The sequence below is a fragment of the Sphingomonas sp. GW821-FHT12D09 genome (genome assembly GCF_058807215.1).
The window spans coordinates 233,295-249,446 of the sequence record NZ_JBXAQL010000004.1 but is presented as its reverse complement, the minus strand read 5'-3'; the positions used below and the strand labels follow the sequence as shown (position 1 = coordinate 249,446).

Genomic DNA, 16,152 nt, shown 5'->3' with positions numbered 1-16,152 from the left:
AAAAACATGGCACGCGTAGCGATCGTGACGGGGGGAACCCGCGGCATCGGCGAGGCGATCAGCCTTGCGCTCCGGGATGCGGGGATGACCGTCGCCGCCAACTATGCGGGCAATGAAGAGAAGGCCAAGGCCTTCACCGACCGCACCGGCATCGCCGCCTACAAATGGGACGTGGGCGATTACGATGCCTGCCACGAAGGCGTGGCGAGGGTGGAGGCCGAACTAGGCCCGGTCGATGTGGTGATCAACAATGCCGGCATCACCCGCGACGGCACCATCCTGAAGATGAGCCGGGAGATGTGGGAGGACGTGATCCGCGTCAACCTGGGCGGCTGCTTCAACATGGCGCATGCGGTGTTCCCCGGCATGCGCGAGCGCAAATGGGGCCGCATCGTCAATATCGGCTCGATCAACGGCCAGGCCGGCCAGTATGGCCAGGTCAATTATGCCGCCGCCAAGTCGGGTATCCACGGCTTCACCAAGGCGCTCTCACAGGAAGGCGCGCGCTTCGGGGTTACGGTCAACGCGATCGCGCCGGGCTATATCGACACCGACATGGTCGCCGCGGTGCCGCCCGAAGTGCTCGAGAAGATCGTCGCCAAGATCCCGGTCGGCCGGCTTGGCCAGGCGCACGAGATCGCGCGCGGCGTGGTGTTCCTATGCTCGGAGGATGGCGGGTTCGTCACCGGATCGACTCTGTCGATCAACGGCGGGCAGCACATGTACTGATGCGACGAGGGCCGCCCCATATGGGAGCGGCCCTCGGCCCTCGATACGCTACGCGAGGGTAAACTATGTGAGGATAACGAACCCGACTCTAGCGGGTTCCCTTTAGTTTCTCCTGAACGTGCCGGTCATCTGGCGTTCATCTTTCGGGCGCTGGTTCTGCGGCCGCAAGCCGCTATGAGCGGGCACAATGCTGCGTTCCGCGATCGCCCTGTTCTCGCTCTGGTTGATCCTGCTGCTCTCCACCTCGGGGCGCGAGAGGCGGGACCTGCTGGGCCCGGTGCCGCTCATGACCGTGGAGCGCGTAGCGCTGGATGCGCAGGATCCATCGCGGACCCGGGTTGGCGCGCTCACCTATCTCGGCGGGGTTCGGCTGAAGAGCCCTGACCGGGCATTTGGCGGCTTCTCATCGCTCCAAATCAAGGGGGACCGCTTCACCCTGCTCGCCGATGGCGGCACCTTCATCCGCTTTCGCATGGGTGCCGACTGGACGCCGCGCGAGCTGCGGTTCGGCGACTTGCCCGATGGGCCGGGCACCGGCTGGCTGAAGGCGGACCGCGATTCGGAGTCGATGGCCGGCGATCCCGCCACCGGCGGGATTTGGGTCGGCTTCGAGAATTACAACGCGATCTGGCGCTATGACGACGGTCTGACGCGCGCCGAGCGGAGCGCGCGGCCGGCGGCGATGCGGGGCTGGTCGAGCAATGGCGGACCCGAATCGATGGTCCGCATGACCGATGGCCGCTTCGTGGTGTTGAGCGAGACCTCGCGGCCCAAGGGCAGCCGAGTCGGCCGCGAGGCTTTGCTCTTCCCCGGCGACCCGACGGCGCCGGAAGCGAAACCGATTCGCTTCTCCTACATGCCGCCTGGCGAGCTTTACGATCCCAGCGACGCGGTGCAGTTGCCCGATGGCCGGCTGATCGTGCTGAACCGGCGCTTCTCGGTGCCGGCGCTGTTCACCGCCAAGCTCACCCTGGTCGATCCGCGCGCGATTCGCGCCGGCGCAGTGGTGCGCGGCACCGAGATCGCGACGCTGGCCGCGCCGCTGCTCCACGACAATTACGAAGCGCTGGCGGTGACGCGCGAAGGCAAGGACACGATCCTGTGGATCGCATCGGACGACAACCAGCAATTCTGGGAATGGTCGCTGCTGCTCAAGTTCCGGGTGGACTTCGCGAAGCGCTGATGGCTGCCGACGATGTGGCGACCATTGGCGCTATGGGTTAGGCTCGCGACGGGAGGGCAGCGCGCATGGTAGCCTCGAAGTGGTTCGAGTGGATCATCATCCTGGTATCCACCGTCACGATGCTCGGTGGCCTCGCCTCAGGCGGCCTCGGGCTAAGAAGTGCGCCGGCCGAATGGCGGTCCGTGACGCGTGAGGCCGACCCTGGCCGATTTTGGGTGTTTATCGTCGCGATGGCAATTGTGACGCTCGCGCTCATCATTGATGTTCTGGTGCGTTAGCCCGACGAGGTGCACGCCGAAAAACGACATGCGAAAAGCCCGCCCTCCGCTGTGGAGAACGGGCCCGCATTGAGCCGTCAGCGGCGTGGCTTTTAGGCCGCGGTCTTCTCGGCGGTCGCCTTGCGCACTTCGCGCTTCAGGCGACGGGCGCGGAGCGACAGGTCGTCTTCGCTGGTCTTGAGCAGCCAGTTGTCCAGGCCGCCATTGTGCTCGACCGAACGCAGGCCGTGCGTCGAAACGCGCAGGCGGACGCTGCGGCCCAGCGAATCGGAGATCAGCGTGACGTTCTGCAGGTTCGGCAGGAACGTACGCTTGGTCTTGTTGTTGGCGTGGGAAACGTTGTTACCCACCTGCCGGCCCTTGCCGGTCAGCTCGCAAATGCGCGACATCGTTTGATATCCTGGTTTGAGCCTCAGCGAACCGGGGCCGGAAAGGTGGCGCGGATAGCCGTATTGGGACGGTGCGTCAACCGATTCGCCCCAAGAAACGCCTTGTGCCCATGCAACCGCCATGGTTGATGCGGCGTTGATTACGCGACCGGTTCGATTTGGCGGACCAAATCTGGCGATTCATTTTGGGGAGATGAAGCGATGCGTGGAATTCTCGTTCTTATAGGCCTTATCGCGCTTGCCGTCGTGGTGCTCATGTCGGTCGGCATGCTGCATATCGAGCAGCAGCAGGGTGCGACCATGCCCACCATCACCTTCGACGCGAAGGGCGGCCAGCTGCCCAAATTCAAGGCCGAGACGGGTTCGGTAGGGATCGGAACCACCAACACGACCGTTGAGGTGCCGACGGTAGAGATGAAGAACACCACAGTGACCTTGCCCACCATCGAAGTGAAGCAGGCCGGCGCGACGCCGACGCCTACGCCCGCCGCAAAATGATGGCCGCGCGCCCTGGATCCGTGGCGGCGGCGGTGTTGCTGCCGCCTTTGAGCACTTATCTGGCCAAGGGGCCGGGGCGCGATTTCTGGATCACAACGGGGCTGACAGTGCTGGGGTTCATCCCCGGCGTCGCCTACGCGCTATGGAGCGTGCTGCGCGATCCGGAAGCGAAGCCCGTCGAGCCTGCGACGCCAGTCACTGCATAGCTTGTCCCCGGCGAAGGCCGGGGCTTAGACTTTAAGCCTGGGACGTTGGACTGGGCCTCGGCCTTCACCGGGAAGGTGACGTGGCACGGCTTCCGCGCTACGCGGGCGCTGATGTTTCCCCTCCCCGAACCGATGCGCCTGGCGCTCGACGCTGCCCGTGCGGCGGCGCAAGCTGGCGAGGTGCCGGTGGGCGCGGTGCTGGTGCATCGGGGCGAAGTGATCGCCACCGCCGCCAATGCGCCACGCACGCTCCACGATCCCACCGCCCATGCCGAGATGCGGGTGATTCGCGCCGCCGCCGAGCAGCTGGGCCGCGATCGGCTCGAGGATTGCGACCTGTGGGTGACGCTCGAGCCCTGCGCGATGTGCGCCGGTGCGATTGCCCATGCCAGGATCGCGCGCGTCTATTATGGCGCGGCCGATCCCAAGGGCGGCGCGGTGGAGCATGGCCCGCGCTTCTTCAGCCAGCCGACCTGCCACCATCGCCCAGAACTCTATCCTGGCATCGGCGAGGCCGAGGCAGGCGAGATATTGCGCGATTTCTTCCGCGAACGACGAGGCTAAAATCCTCCCCCGGGGGTGCCCTCGGAGGGAGGAATTCGCATCCATTCGTTCCGTGGATGCAACGCCGGTTGCCGCGTGCCCCCCTATGCGGATATGAAGGCCGGACACCATGTTAGCGCCTTTCCCCTGGATAGACGTAGCGATCATCTTCGCGCTGATCGTTCTCAACGGCCTTTTTTCGATGTCGGAGCTGGCGATCGTCTCGTCGCGCGCGGCGAGGCTGGAGGCAATGGCGAGGGTCGGCCGCGCCGGGACGGGGGCGCGCACCGCGATCCTGCTCGCCTCCGATCCGGGCAAGTTCCTTTCCACCGTGCAGATCGGCATCACCCTGATCGGCATCATCGCCGGCGCCTATTCGGGCGCGAGCCTGGGGGAGCCGACCGCGCAGCGCATCGAGCTGCTCGGCGTGCACGAGGAGCTGGCCCATACGCTCGGCATCGCGATCGTGATCGGCATCACCACCTTCTTCTCGCTGGTGATCGGCGAGCTGGTGCCCAAGCAGTTCGCGCTGCGCTCACCCGAGCCGATCGCCGTGACGATGGCGGTGCCGATGCTGTGGCTTAGCCGCGCCACCGCACCGATCGTCTGGCTGCTCGATTCAACCAGCGCGCTGATCTTCCGCCTGATCGGCCTCAACCGCGAATCGGAGAACCGGGTCACAGCCGAGGAACTCCACCTCATCGTCGCCGAGGCCAGCAAGTCGGGCGTGATCGAGGAGCATGAGCGTTCGATCATCTCCAGCGTCGTCCGCCTTGCCGACCGGCCGGTGCGCGAAGTGATGACGCCGCGCACCGATGTCGACTGGGTCGATGTCGACCTGGATGCCGATGGCATCCGCGAGGCGCTGCTGCTCACCCCGCGCACGCGCCTGCCGGTGGCCGAGGGGTCGATCGACACGGTGATCGGCGTGGTCCAGGCGCGCGATATCGCCGCGGCGCTGTTCCGTGGCGAAGCGCTCGACCTGCGCAAGCTGATGCGCGAGGCGCCGATCCTGCCCGACACGATCGACGCGATGGACGCTTTGGGCGCCTTGCGCAGGGCGGAAGTGCCGATGGGGCTGGTCCATGACGAGTACGGCCATTTCGAGGGGATCGTCACGCCGGCGAACCTGCTCGCCGCGATCGCCGGCGAACTCGCCTCGGACGTGGATCCGAGCGACAACCCCAATGTCGTGACGCGAGAGGACGGCTCGCTGCTAGTCTCGGGGCAGATGCCGGCGGACCTGCTCGCCGACAAGCTCGGCCTCGATCTCGACGAGGACCGCGATTACGCCACCGTCGCCGGCCTGGCGCTGTCGGTGCTCAAGCGGCTGCCCAACGAAGGCGACAGCTTCGTCGAGCAGGGCTGGCGCTTCGAGATCGTCGACATGGACGGACGCAAGATCGACAAGCTGCTGGTGGCGCGCGCCGAAGGCAAATGAGCAGCGCGTTCCGCCTCGTTGCGCATGGCGCGCGGGGCCAGCAGCTCGGCCTGGTCGGGCTTGGCGTGCTGATGAGTCTCGTCGCACTGTTTGCCGTGCGGCTCGCGGATCCGGTAGGTGATCCAGTGCACTATTGGGCTGGCTGGGCCGGTCTGGTCTTCTTTCCGCTATGCACGCTGGTTGCCGTGCGGCAGATCTTCCGCACCGGCCCCGTTATGGAGATCGGGCCCGAAGGCATACTCTGGCGCCGCTGGTCGCAGGAACGCATGCCCTGGACTGCCTTCACCCGCGCCGCGGACATGAGCATCAAGCGCCAGCGCTTCGTCTCGCTGTGGCTGCGCGAGCCCGAGCGCTATCGCCCGGATACGCTGCACGGGCGCCTGGCCAAGGGCAACAAGCTGATCGGGTTCGGCGAGATCGCGCTGACCGCCCAGGGCCTGACCTGCACGCATGAGGAAATCCTCGCGGCGGTGCACGCTAATGCGCCTGGGCTGTTCCGCGCGATTTAGAGCTTCCCGAACACGCCTTCGAAGCCGGCGATGTCGTCCTTGGCCAGGAAGCCTGCCTGCTCGATCCAGCGGTCGCGGTGGATGCGGCCCTGGAAGTCGCCGAGCCTGGCGTCGAGTGCATCAGCTTCTTCCGGCGTCAGCGCGGCAAGCTGGGCGAAGCTGGTGATGCCGACGGTGTTCAGCCGATCCGCCAGGCGCGGGCCAACGCCCTTCATCCGGGTGAGATCATCCGCGGCGTGAGCAGCGGGTGCAGCGGTGACCGGCTCCGGCGCTGGTGCCGGCTCGGGCTGAACGGGCTCGGCGATGTCCGAAGCGAGCGAGGCCGGCGACGCATCGAGCGGCGCGGCCGCGGCGATCGGCTCGTCTGCCAGGGGTTCGGGTGCCAGGGGCTCGGGTGCCAGAGGTTCGGGCGCAGGCGTTTCCTCGACCACCGGCGGTGGCGGGGTCGGGACGATCTCGGCAACCGGCTCGGGCACCGTCACGGGCGCGGGCGTTTCGACGACCGGCTCGGGGGCGGGTGGCGGCACGATCGGCGCGGGCGGTGCTAGCGGCGGCTCGGCGATCGGCGGAGGCGGCGGGGCGACGGGCGCGCTGATCGGGCGCGAGGGTGTCTGCTCCGCATATTCCTCATTATATTCCTCGACCTCCTCGCGCGCCGCGCGGCGGCGGCTGGCGAGCCGGGCCCCCCAGAACAGGATGAGGAGCGCGAAGACGACTCCCGCCGCGATCGCCGCGAACGGGAGCGTCAACCAAATCGGCGCGCCGTTAAAGAGCGGTTCCGTGCTGTTCATCTGCGCCTGTTCCCGTCGTGCGAGTTGCGATTCCTGTGCAATGCATAACGTGGTGCGACGCAGCGGGACAAGCTAGTCGCTCGCGCCTCCGGACGCGTGTCCCGAATCGGCAAGCTTCACCAGGCGTCCGAACTCGCTGCGCCAGTAATTCTCGGAAGCCGGCGCCAGCGCCCCGATCTGGGGGTAGCTATAGCCGTTGAGGTACTTGTCCCCGCGCAGATGCTGGCCGAACGCCGCGACCGAGGTGACGAACGCCATGTCGCCGCGCGGCGCTGCTGCGCTTTGCATCAGGCTTGCCGGCACTGGCCGCTCGAGCAGCTTCGAGGTCTCGTCGCCGGGGATTTTGTAGCGCAGCTTGACGAAGGCCATCTCGCTGCCGGTGGCCGCGGCGGCAGCGGGACGATTGGCGTCGTAGCGGCGATCAGAAGTCCAGCCCTTCGCATTGGCGGGGACGACTTCGTAAAGGGCGGTCACCTGGTGCCCCGCGCCGATATCGCCGGCATCGACGGTGTCGTTGTTGAAGTCCTCCTCGGCCAGCGCGCGGTTCTCGTATCCGATCAGGCGGTACTGCTTCACCTGGGACGGGTTGAGCTCGACCTGGACCTTCACGTCCTTGGCGATGGTGAAGAGGGTGGCGGAGAGCTCGTCGTCGAGCACCTTGGTCGCCTCCATCGCGCTGTCGATATAGGCATAGTTGCCGTTGCCGACATCGGCGATGCGCTCCATCATCGCTTCGTTGTAATTGCCGGTGCCGAAGCCGAGCGTGGTCAGCGTGATGCCGTCGTCGCGGTTCTTCTTGACCAGCGCCTCGAGCGCGCCGTTGTCGCTCATCCCCACATTGAAGTCGCCATCGGTGGCCAGGAAGATGCGGTTGATGCCGTCCTTCAGGAAATTGGCGCGGGCGACCGAATAAGCGAGCTTGATCCCATCACCGCCCGCAGTGGAGCCGCCGGCCGAGAGGCAGTCGAGCGCCGCCTTCACATATTCCTTCTTGGCTGTAGGCTCGAGCACCACGCCGGCGGCACCCGCATAGACGACGATCGACACGCGGTCGCGCGGGGTCAGCCGGTCTGCGAGCTGGGTGAGGGCGCGCTTGACCAGGGGCAGCTTGTCCTGGCTCTCCATCGATCCCGAGACATCGACCAGGAAGACGAGATTGGCGGGCGGGCGGCCCTTGGCATCGACGTCATAGCCGCGCAGGCCGATGCGCAGCAGCCGCGTCTCCGCGTTCCACGGCGTGGTCGACACATCGGTGGTCACGCTGAACGGCACCTCGCGCGACGTGGGTCGCGGATAATCGTAGCGGAAATAGTTGATCAGCTCCTCGGTGCGCACCGCCTCGGTTGGCACATCCTGCCCCTGCGTCAGGAAGCGGCGGACATTGGCATAGGCGCCGGTATCGACATCGACCGAGAAGGTGGAGACAGGCTGGTCGGCGACCGAGAGGATCGAGGCGATGGCCTTGCCGTCATAGCGCTCGGTATTGCCGGTCGCGCCATAGGGCGGGACGCCGCGAACGCCGTCGGCGGTCTTGGCGCGCTGGAGCGCGCCGGTGACGGTGACCGGAGTCGCATTCTGCATCGAGGCGCGATGGCCGGCGACGACCACTTCCTGGCTCGCCACGGGCGCCGGCGGGGCCGGCATCGGCTCATACATCGGCATGGGAGGGGGCGTCGGGACCGGCACCGGCATCGAGGTCGGCACGGGGTGGCGGCCCCGCACGGGATTGCCCGACATGACGATGTCGGGCTGCTTCACGCAGCGGACCGGCGAGCGGTCCTGCGCGGCAGCGGCGACCGGCCTGGCCTTGGGCAAGGGCGGCGGCGCGGCGGAGGTGGTGAGCAGGGCAGTACAACCGAGCAGCAGAGCGGAACGCGACATGGCAACTCTCCCCTTCAGAGTGCGGCACGCGAGTCGCTGCGTGCCTGGTGGAGCGAATGTTGCGCTTCCGCGATGAGCGCCAGATGAACGAATGATATCTTGTATCATTCTTGGGGTGGAATAGCCATATGCCATGCGCGGTGGCTTGCTGATATTGATGTTCGCGACGCTGGCGGGGTGCCACGATCCGGATCCGCCAGTGCAGAATCAGACGATCGATGAGATCGCGGCGGCGCTGGAACAGCTTCCCAAGCCCCCCCTATCAGTTGCTCGATCGCATCGAGGCGCGATTGGAGGGCAAGCCGTGCATCGGCAGGCTGGACGGTTGGCTTCGCACCTATGGCTATGACCTGCATCGCGACATCGATCGGAGCGCGCCGCTGCGGAACGCGATCGATGAACGATATGTCCTGCTCAATTTCCGCGAGGTCGCCGCATGTTCTGGTCGCCGGAAATTGGCCATTCCCGGTGGCCTCCATCGACGACTCGACGGCCAGGGGTTGTCCTGGGACGCTACGATCGCACGACCGACAGGGTGTGGATCGAATATTGCGGCAAGAATTTCGGCGGCGAGGCCCCCCAGTGGAAAACCTGGCCTTCTAGCCCTCGCGTTCCACTTCGCGCCAGCCGATGTCGCGGCGGCAGAAGCCGGTGGGGAAGTCGATCGCGTCAACCGCCTTATAGGCTGCAACCTGCGCCTCGCGCACCGTGTCGCCCGGCGCCGTGACGTTGAGCACGCGCCCGCCGCTGGAGACCAGCGTGTCGCCCTCCATCCGGGTGCCGGCATGGAACACCTTGGCGCCGGTCGCCTCGGCCTGGTCGATGCCGCGGATCGCGCCGCCGGTCTCGGGGGTGGCGGGATAGCCATCGGCCGCCATCACCACGGTGAGCGCGGTCTTGTCGGCGAACGCCGGCGCGGGCTGGCCGGCCAGCTCGCCCTTGGCCACCGCGAGCATCAGCTGGAGCAGATCGCCCTGGTAGCGGAGCATCAGCACCTGGCATTCGGGATCGCCGAAGCGGGCGTTGTACTCGATCAGCTTGGGGCCGGTCGGCGTCAGCATCAGCCCGGCATAGAGCACGCCCGAATAAGGCGCGCCCATCCGCGCCAGCGCCTCGATCGTCGGGCGGACGATCTCGTCGATCGCCTGTTGTTCCAGCGCCGGGGTTAGCACGCGGGCGGGGCTGTAGGCGCCCATGCCGCCGGTGTTCGGGCCGGTATCGCCGTCGCCGACGCGCTTGTGGTCCTGTGCCGAGCCGAAGGGCACGAACGCCTCGCCATCGGTGAGCACGAACAGGCTGGCTTCCTCGCCCTCCAGGAATTCCTCGATCACCACGCTGGCGCCGGCTTCCGAGAAGATCGCGAGCACCGCGCCTTCGGCCTCTTCATGGGTGAAGGCGACGGTGACGCCCTTGCCCGCGGCCAGGCCGTCGGCCTTGATCACCACCGGCAGCCCGAAATCCTCGAGGCTGGCGAGCGCGCCGTCGCGCGTCTCGCAGCGGACATAGCCGGCGGTCGGGATCTTCTCGCGCGCGCACAAATCCTTGGTGAAGCCCTTCGAGCCTTCGAGCTGGGCGGGCAGCTTGTTGGGCCCGAACACCAGCGTGCCCATGGTGCGGAGGTTGTCGGCCAGCCCGCCGACGAGCGGCGCCTCGGGGCCGATCACCACGAAGCCGATCGAATGGCGCAGGCAGAAATCGATCACGGCGCGGTGGTCGTTCATCGAAATGTCCACGATTTCGGCGTGCTCGGCTATTCCCGGATTGCCCGGCGCGGCGTAGAGCCGTTCGAGCAGCGGCGATTGCGCGAGCTTCCAGGCCAGAGCATGTTCGCGGCCGCCCGAGCCGAGCAATAGGACATTCATGAGCGACCCCTTCTTCGATACGCCAGCGCGGCTCGTAGCCGAGCCCGTGGCGGGCGACAACGCACCGGCGCTTTCGGTCAGCGAATTATCGCTCGCGCTGAAGCGGATGGTCGAGGGCGAGTTCGGCCATGTCCGGCTGCGCGGCGAGATCTCCGGCTGGAAGCGCGCGGCCTCGGGCCATGCCTATCTGGCGCTCAAGGATGCCGATGCGGTGATCGACGGCGTGATCTGGCGCGGTGCCGCCAGCGCGATCCCGTTCCAGCCGCAGGACGGCATCGAAGTGATCGTCACCGGCAAGCTGACCACCTATCCTGGGCGCTCCAAATACCAGATCGTCATCGAGCGGATGGAGCTGGCCGGCGAAGGCGCGCTGATGGCGCTGTTCGAGAAGTTGAAGGCCAAGCTCGCCGGCGAAGGCCTGTTCGATCGCGAGCGCAAGCAGGCGCTGCCCTATATGCCCAAGGTGATCGGCGTGGTCACCTCGCCCACCGGCGCGGTGATCCGCGACATCCTCCACCGGCTCGCGGACCGTTTCCCCAGCCATGTGCTGGTCTGGCCGGTAAAGGTGCAGGGCGACGGCGCCGCGCAGGAAGTCGCCAATGCGATCCGCGGCTTCGATGCCCTGGTCGAGGGTAGCGCGGTGCCGCGGCCCGACCTGCTGATCGTCGCGCGCGGCGGCGGCTCGATCGAGGATCTCTGGGCGTTCAACGAGGAGGTGGTTGTGCGCGCGGTCGCTGCCTGCCGCATCCCGGTGATCTCCGCGGTGGGGCACGAGACCGACACAAGTCTCTGCGATTTCGCGGCCGACCTGCGCGCGCCGACGCCGACGGCCGCCGCCGAGATCGCCGTGCCGGTGCTCGCCGACGTCCGCCACGCGATTGCGACGCTCGCCCACCGCACCGAGCGCTGCGTGCGCCGCTATCACGAGCGCGCCGGCGAGCGGCTGGCGGCCCTGGTCCGTGTGCTGCCCAGGCGGGATGCGCTGCTCGGGCCGCAACGCCAGAAGATGGACGATCTCGGCGGGCGGCTCGACCGCGCGCTCGAGCGGCGCGTCACCGTGGCGCGCGGCGTGCTCGATCGCTCGGCCGGCGCACTGCGCCCGGCGATGCTTGACCAGCGCCTCGCCGCAGCGCGGCAGCGGCTCGACGGGATCGGGCGGCACCTCGACCTGGTCCATCCCAACCGCCCGCTGGAGAAGGGCTATGCCTGGGTCGAGGCGCGCGGCACGAAGAAAGTGATCGGCACCGCCGATGCTGCACGTGCCGCGGGTGCGGTGACGCTCCACTTCATCGATGGCGCGGTCGATGCGCGCCTTGAGCGGCCGGCCGGCAAAACCTATGATGCGCCCAAGCCCGAACAGCCCAGCCTGTTGTGAAGAAGCACGTTTCGAGGATGCCGCCATGCTGATGTCCAACCCCGTCGCCCGCCTGGCGCGCCTCCATTTCATGGCCAATGGCTTTCGCGTGCTGACGCCCGGCGATCATGTCGTCTGCGCGGTCAGCAGCGAGAAGATCCCGCTCGAATTGCTGCGCTACTGGAGTGTCGAGAAGCAGGAGCCCTATGCATCCGCCACCCTGGCGATGCAGGCGATGCAGGGTTGAGGGGGCGCGACTGATGGGCCTCGCTGCCCGGCTGCCCGCCGCCATCCTGGGCTTCACCTTGCTGGGCAGTGCCCAACTGCCCGCCGTCACGCACCTGCCGGCGGCCGCGGCGATTGCTGCGGCCATTCCGAGCGCACCGAACATCGCCGCGCCCTTCGCGCTGCAGGGCCAGCTGATCCAGGGTGGCGCGGTGATCGGGACGGCACCCAAGGGCACCAGCCTGCTCACGCTCGACGGCGAATCGGTGCCGCTCACGCCCGACCGCAAGTTCCTGATCGCCTTCGACCGCGATCATGGCCCGGGCGCCACGCTGGTGGCGACCCTGGGCGACGGCAGCCAGCAGCGCCAGCAGCTGGCGATCGCGCCGCGCGCCTGGGATATCTCGCGCCTCGACACCCTGCCCAAATATCCGGTGCCGCGCCCCGAGTTCGACCGGCTGCGCCCGGCCGAACTCGCCCAGATCAATGCTGCACGGAAATTACAGACTGATGCAGCGGGTTGGCGCCAGATGCCGTTTTTCTGGCCGGTTGTCGGGCGTATTTCCACGCTTTTCGGATCGCAGCGAATCTATCGTGGCGAGCCGGGCTCCTATCATTCGGGAATCGACATCGCCCGGCCCACCGGCACCGTGGTGCTGGCGCCCGCCGATGGCGTGGTGATTCTCGCTGCGCCCAGGCCTTTCACGCTCGAAGGCAACCTGCTGATGGTCGATCACGGCATGGGATTGAACAGCGCTTTCATGCACTTGTCGCGAATCGACGTGCGGGTGGGCGAGCATGTTCGCCGGGGCCAGCCGATCGGCGCGGTGGGGATGACGGGGCGTGCCACGGGCCCGCATTTGCACTGGAGTCTCAAATGGCGGGAGGCGCGGATCGATCCGCTGCTCGTGGCGGGGTCAATGCCCGTCACGGATTGAGGCGCAAATGTGTCGCGCTGCAACATAATGAAACAGGAATCGGCGCTGCCGCGCAATATTCGAGCGCGGTTGTGGCATTTTAGCTACAGTCATTTTGAAAGCGCCCGCAGCATGACCGCGTGCGGTTTACACCGAGGGGGCCGCGATCCACGATCCCGTCAAGCTCTGCCTTCCTGATACGTGAGTTGCACACGAATGGAGGGGGGAGCGGGGAGACAACCCGGCTGCCGAGCATCCGTGACGCGGCCGGATACACAGAGGGATCACCATGAAGAACACGCAGATCACGCTGCGCGGGGGCACGGCTCTGTCCGCGCTCGTTCTCGCGAGTGCGCTGTTCGCCGCACCGGCGATGGCGCAGGATACGAGCTCGAGCACGACCGTGCCGGTAGCGCAGGAGAAGGACGATCAGGCTGGCGAAATCGTCGTCACCGGCTCGCTGTTCCGCCGCACCGATACCGAGACCGCTTCGCCGGTCACCGTGCTGAGCGCCGAGACGCTGCAGCAGCGCGGCATCAACACCGTTGCCGAAGCCGTTCAGCGCATCTCGGCCAACGGCGCCGGCACGATCACCCAGGGCTGGAACACCGGTTCGAACTTCGCCACCGGCGCCAACGCGGTTTCGCTGCGCGGCCTGACGGTGCAGTCGACCCTGACCATCTTCGACGGCATGCGCATGGCGCCGTATCCGCTCGCGGACGACGGCCACCGCAACTTCGTCGATCTCAACGCCATCCCGAACGCGATCATCGAGCGTATCGAAGTGCTGCGTGACGGCGCTTCGTCGACCTACGGCGCAGACGCCGTCGCCGGCGTGGTCAACGTGATCACCAAGAAGCAGATCCAGGGCCTGCACCTCAACGGTTCGGCCGGCATCTCGCAGGAAGGCGACGCAGGCGAGCAGCGTCTTGACGCGACCTGGGGCTATGGCGACCTGAACGAGCAGGGCTTCAATTTCTACATCAACGGCGAATATCAGCGCCAGGACGCGCTGTACGCCCGCGATCGCGGCTATCCGTACAACACGTCGGACCTGAGCGGCGTCTGTAACGATGGCCGTACCTCGTGCATGTTCAACGGCGTCCGCAACAGCTACACCAACGGCCGCTTCAACGGCCTCTCGGCGACTCCGGTCCCGACGGCTCGTCCGGTTAGCGCTGCCGGCACCGCGACCGGCCTGTTCCAGCTGATGAACACTGCGGCTGGCTGCCGCGGCCTGGCCCCGGTCAATGTTCCGGTTGCTGCCAGCGGCACTGCTGGCGGCACCGTGCAGTGCCAGCTCGACACGCGCGCTGCCTATGGCCAGCTCCAGCCGGAGCAGGAGCGCCTCGGCTTCTCCGCGCGCTTCACGGCGCGGATCGGCGACAATGCCGAGTTCTACGCTGCGGCCAACTATTACCAGGTCAAGACTTCGACCACCGGCACGCCGAGCGGCCTCAGCGGCACGCTGCCGCCGCCTAACCCGAACGGCTTCCTGCAGCCGTCGAACCTCTATCTGCCGGTCTATGTCTGTTCGACGGGCGTCGGTACCCGCCTGATGGACAACACGGGCTGCACCGCCGCGAACGGCGTGCTCAACCCGCAGAACCCCTATGCTGCCTCGGGCCAGCGTGCGCAGGTTCTGGCGACCTACGACCTGCCGCGCATCATCGACAGCAAGGCGCGCAACCTGCGTGGCGCGATCGGTATCAACGGCACGTTCGGCGATGGCTGGGGCTACCAGGTCGATGCCACCGCGTCGCAGGTCCAGCTGGACATCGACCAGGCCAACTACATCATTCCGCAGCGCCTGTGGAACATGGTTGCCACCGGCCAGTACAACTTCCTGAACCCGGCTGCGAACACCCAGGCGGTCCGCGACTATGTCGCGCCGCTGAACAGCAGCCGTTCGTTCTCGGATCTGTGGCAGGTGTCGGCGACGCTGACCAAGGAAGTCTTCCAGATGCCGGGCGGTGCGTTCGGTGTCGCGGCGGGCGTCTCCTACCGTCACGAGTCGATCGACAACCCCTCGGCTAACCCCGAGAACCTGGCTTCGCCCTATGATCGCTACTTCGTGGCGAACGCAGTGGGCGCCGTCGGCAGCCGTAACGTGAAGTCGGCCTATTACGAAGTCTCGGCGCCGATCTTCGATCAGCTCGAGCTGGGTGCGAGCGGCCGTTACGACGATTACTCGTCGGGCCAGAGCAACTTCTCGCCGAAGTTCACGGCGAAGGTTAAGCCGATCAAGCAGATCGCCGTTCGCGGCACCTGGTCGAAGGGCTTCCGCATTCCGTCGTTCAACGAAGCATACGGCCTGCCGACCACGGGTTACGTGACCTACACGCTCAACCCGGCGACCCCGGCCGAAGCGGCCTTCATCGCGGCGCACGGCGGCAACGCCTATGCCACGGGCAGCTTCCCGGTCGGCCTGACCTCGACCGGCAATCCGGCGCTCAGCCCGGAGAAGTCGACCAGCTGGACGCTGGGCACGATCTTCGAGCCGATCCGCAACGTCAGCTTCACCGTCGACTATTGGAACATCAAGGTCACGGACATCATCGGCGGCGCGGACTATTCGGATGTGCGTCGTCAATACTATGCCAACAACGGCGTCGTGAACGTGCCGGGCATCACCGTGGTCCCGGGTACCCCGGACACGGCGTTCCCGAACGCGCTCCCGCAGCTCGGCTTCATCCAGTATTCGTTCCAGAACAACGACTCGCAGGAAGTTTCGGGTCTGGACTTCGGTGCGAATGCCCGCGTTGCCCTGGACGAAGAGACGACCTGGACGAGCTCGTTCGAGTCTTCGTACCTGATCAAGTTCGCCAAGACGATCGGCGGCAGCGAGCAGCGCTACGACGGCACGCTCAGCCCGTGCGACGTGACGTCGTGCTCGGGTGCGCCGAAGTGGCGCGGCAGCTGGCAGAATACCTTCGCGACGGGTGGTCTCACCTGGTCGACGACCGTATACTACACCAGCGGCTATGACCTGGCGTCGATCGATTACGGCGGCGTGAAGGGTGACTGCGCTGCCAGCATCGGTGCGTCGGTTGCGACCTATGCCAACGGTCAGCCGGTGCTCTGCAAGACCAAGGCGCAGTGGAACGTCGACTTCTCGGCGAGCTACAAGATCAACGACAAGTTCACGCTGTACGGCAACATCATGAATGTCGCCGGCATCAAGCCTGTCTACGATCCGTCGGCAGGTTACAGCATCTTCCAGTTCAACCCGGCCTGGGCCGGCGCGAATATTCTGGGCCGTTACTTCCGCGTCGGTGCCCGGGTCGATTTCTAAAGATCTGAGCTGATCGCAAAAAGATTGGGCCGCTCCTTCGGGAGCGGCCCT

Annotated in this window: 16 protein-coding genes; 12 read left to right on the top strand and 4 right to left on the bottom strand. The window is 66.5% G+C overall.

Annotated features, from left to right (window positions below; genetic code table 11):
- Positions 1-6: 6 nt before the first annotated feature.
- From phbB to AC1RPL_RS18405, 3 genes are all read left to right on the top strand, one after another.
- Positions 7-729 (top strand): acetoacetyl-CoA reductase, encoded by a 723-nt coding sequence (gene phbB / locus AC1RPL_RS18415; protein ID WP_493071401.1) that lies wholly within the window; start codon positions 7-9, stop codon positions 727-729.
- Positions 730-916: 187 nt separating this feature from the next.
- A complete protein-coding gene (locus AC1RPL_RS18410) occupies positions 917-1,912 on the top strand; it encodes an esterase-like activity of phytase family protein (RefSeq protein WP_493071399.1) in 996 nt (331 codons plus the stop codon).
- Between the two features lie 65 nt (positions 1,913-1,977).
- The gene (locus tag AC1RPL_RS18405; RefSeq protein WP_493071397.1) at positions 1,978-2,190 is read left to right on the top strand and encodes a hypothetical protein; all 213 of its coding nucleotides are present in this window, start codon (positions 1,978-1,980) and stop codon (positions 2,188-2,190) included.
- A gap of 92 nt (positions 2,191-2,282) precedes the next feature.
- Here the strand turns inward: AC1RPL_RS18405 and rpmB are convergent, their stop codons facing one another.
- Positions 2,283-2,579 (bottom strand): 50S ribosomal protein L28, encoded by a 297-nt coding sequence (gene rpmB, locus AC1RPL_RS18400; RefSeq protein WP_493071395.1) that lies wholly within the window; start codon positions 2,577-2,579, stop codon positions 2,283-2,285.
- Positions 2,580-2,780: 201 nt separating this feature from the next.
- Here rpmB and AC1RPL_RS18395 point away from each other — a divergent pair, with 201 nt between their 5' ends.
- The 5 genes from AC1RPL_RS18395 to AC1RPL_RS18375 all read left to right on the top strand — a co-directional run bounded on the left by AC1RPL_RS18395 (position 2,781) and on the right by AC1RPL_RS18375 (position 5,776).
- Entirely contained in the window at positions 2,781-3,077 is a 297-nt protein-coding gene (locus AC1RPL_RS18395) for a hypothetical protein (RefSeq protein ID WP_493071393.1), read from the top strand.
- Entirely contained in the window at positions 3,074-3,283 is a 210-nt protein-coding gene (locus tag AC1RPL_RS18390; RefSeq protein ID WP_493071392.1) for a YqaE/Pmp3 family membrane protein, read from the top strand. The genes AC1RPL_RS18395 and AC1RPL_RS18390 overlap by 4 nt, the downstream gene beginning before the upstream one ends.
- A gap of 132 nt (positions 3,284-3,415) precedes the next feature.
- Entirely contained in the window at positions 3,416-3,847 is a 432-nt protein-coding gene (locus AC1RPL_RS18385; protein ID WP_493071797.1) for a nucleoside deaminase, read from the top strand.
- A gap of 109 nt (positions 3,848-3,956) precedes the next feature.
- Positions 3,957-5,267 carry a hemolysin family protein gene (locus AC1RPL_RS18380; RefSeq protein WP_493071390.1) on the top strand — a complete coding sequence of 437 codons (1,311 nt, stop codon included), beginning with the start codon at positions 3,957-3,959 and terminating at the stop codon, positions 5,265-5,267.
- Complete coding sequence (locus AC1RPL_RS18375; RefSeq protein ID WP_493071388.1) at positions 5,264-5,776, top strand: STM3941 family protein; 513 nt, start codon at positions 5,264-5,266, stop codon at positions 5,774-5,776. The genes AC1RPL_RS18380 and AC1RPL_RS18375 overlap by 4 nt, the downstream gene beginning before the upstream one ends.
- Here AC1RPL_RS18375 and AC1RPL_RS18370 read toward each other — a convergent pair.
- The 3 genes from AC1RPL_RS18370 to purD all read right to left on the bottom strand — a co-directional run bounded on the left by AC1RPL_RS18370 (position 5,773) and on the right by purD (position 10,310).
- Entirely contained in the window at positions 5,773-6,525 is a 753-nt protein-coding gene (locus tag AC1RPL_RS18370; protein WP_493071387.1) for a helix-hairpin-helix domain-containing protein, read from the bottom strand. The two genes, AC1RPL_RS18375 and AC1RPL_RS18370, sit on opposite strands and share 4 nt — an antisense overlap.
- Positions 6,526-6,639: 114 nt before the next feature.
- Entirely contained in the window at positions 6,640-8,448 is a 1,809-nt protein-coding gene (locus tag AC1RPL_RS18365; RefSeq protein ID WP_493071386.1) for a vWA domain-containing protein, read from the bottom strand.
- 599 nt (positions 8,449-9,047) lie between these two features.
- Entirely contained in the window at positions 9,048-10,310 is a 1,263-nt protein-coding gene (gene purD / locus AC1RPL_RS18360) for a phosphoribosylamine--glycine ligase (RefSeq protein WP_493071384.1), read from the bottom strand.
- Between purD and xseA the strand changes: the two genes are divergently transcribed.
- From xseA to AC1RPL_RS18340, 4 genes are all read left to right on the top strand, one after another.
- Positions 10,309-11,685 carry an exodeoxyribonuclease VII large subunit gene (xseA, locus tag AC1RPL_RS18355; RefSeq protein ID WP_493071382.1) on the top strand — a complete coding sequence of 459 codons (1,377 nt, stop codon included), beginning with the start codon at positions 10,309-10,311 and terminating at the stop codon, positions 11,683-11,685. The genes purD and xseA overlap by 2 nt on opposite strands.
- A 25-nt stretch (positions 11,686-11,710) precedes the next feature.
- Positions 11,711-11,911: a DUF2093 domain-containing protein gene (locus tag AC1RPL_RS18350; RefSeq protein WP_493071380.1), complete on the top strand. Its 201-nt coding sequence runs from the start codon at positions 11,711-11,713 to the stop codon at positions 11,909-11,911.
- A gap of 13 nt (positions 11,912-11,924) precedes the next feature.
- Positions 11,925-12,827, top strand: coding sequence for a M23 family metallopeptidase (locus AC1RPL_RS18345; RefSeq protein WP_493071378.1), 903 nt, complete (start codon positions 11,925-11,927; stop codon positions 12,825-12,827).
- 268 nt (positions 12,828-13,095) lie between these two features.
- Positions 13,096-16,101 carry a TonB-dependent receptor plug domain-containing protein gene (locus AC1RPL_RS18340; protein ID WP_493071377.1) on the top strand — a complete coding sequence of 1,002 codons (3,006 nt, stop codon included), beginning with the start codon at positions 13,096-13,098 and terminating at the stop codon, positions 16,099-16,101.
- Positions 16,102-16,152: the final 51 nt, after the last annotated feature.

Excerpts from the sequence above, each read along its gene's own strand:
- phbB (WP_493071401.1), top strand. The coding sequence starts at position 7 with ATGGCACGCGTAGCGATCGTGACGGGGGGAACCCGCGGCATCGGCGAG.
- AC1RPL_RS18410 (WP_493071399.1), top strand. The coding sequence starts at position 917 with ATGCTGCGTTCCGCGATCGCCCTGTTCTCGCTCTGGTTGATCCTGCTG.
- AC1RPL_RS18405 (WP_493071397.1), top strand. The coding sequence starts at position 1,978 with ATGGTAGCCTCGAAGTGGTTCGAGTGGATCATCATCCTGGTATCCACC.
- rpmB (WP_493071395.1), bottom strand. The coding sequence starts at position 2,579 with ATGTCGCGCATTTGCGAGCTGACCGGCAAGGGCCGGCAGGTGGGTAAC.
- AC1RPL_RS18395 (WP_493071393.1), top strand. The coding sequence starts at position 2,781 with ATGCGTGGAATTCTCGTTCTTATAGGCCTTATCGCGCTTGCCGTCGTG.
- AC1RPL_RS18390 (WP_493071392.1), top strand. The coding sequence starts at position 3,074 with ATGATGGCCGCGCGCCCTGGATCCGTGGCGGCGGCGGTGTTGCTGCCG.
- AC1RPL_RS18385 (WP_493071797.1), top strand. The coding sequence starts at position 3,416 with ATGCGCCTGGCGCTCGACGCTGCCCGTGCGGCGGCGCAAGCTGGCGAG.
- AC1RPL_RS18380 (WP_493071390.1), top strand. The coding sequence starts at position 3,957 with ATGTTAGCGCCTTTCCCCTGGATAGACGTAGCGATCATCTTCGCGCTG.
- AC1RPL_RS18375 (WP_493071388.1), top strand. The coding sequence starts at position 5,264 with ATGAGCAGCGCGTTCCGCCTCGTTGCGCATGGCGCGCGGGGCCAGCAG.
- AC1RPL_RS18365 (WP_493071386.1), bottom strand. The coding sequence starts at position 8,448 with ATGTCGCGTTCCGCTCTGCTGCTCGGTTGTACTGCCCTGCTCACCACC.
- xseA (WP_493071382.1), top strand. The coding sequence starts at position 10,309 with ATGAGCGACCCCTTCTTCGATACGCCAGCGCGGCTCGTAGCCGAGCCC.
- purD (WP_493071384.1), bottom strand. The coding sequence starts at position 10,310 with ATGAATGTCCTATTGCTCGGCTCGGGCGGCCGCGAACATGCTCTGGCC.
- AC1RPL_RS18350 (WP_493071380.1), top strand. The coding sequence starts at position 11,711 with ATGCTGATGTCCAACCCCGTCGCCCGCCTGGCGCGCCTCCATTTCATG.
- AC1RPL_RS18345 (WP_493071378.1), top strand. The coding sequence starts at position 11,925 with ATGGGCCTCGCTGCCCGGCTGCCCGCCGCCATCCTGGGCTTCACCTTG.
- AC1RPL_RS18340 (WP_493071377.1), top strand. The coding sequence starts at position 13,096 with ATGAAGAACACGCAGATCACGCTGCGCGGGGGCACGGCTCTGTCCGCG.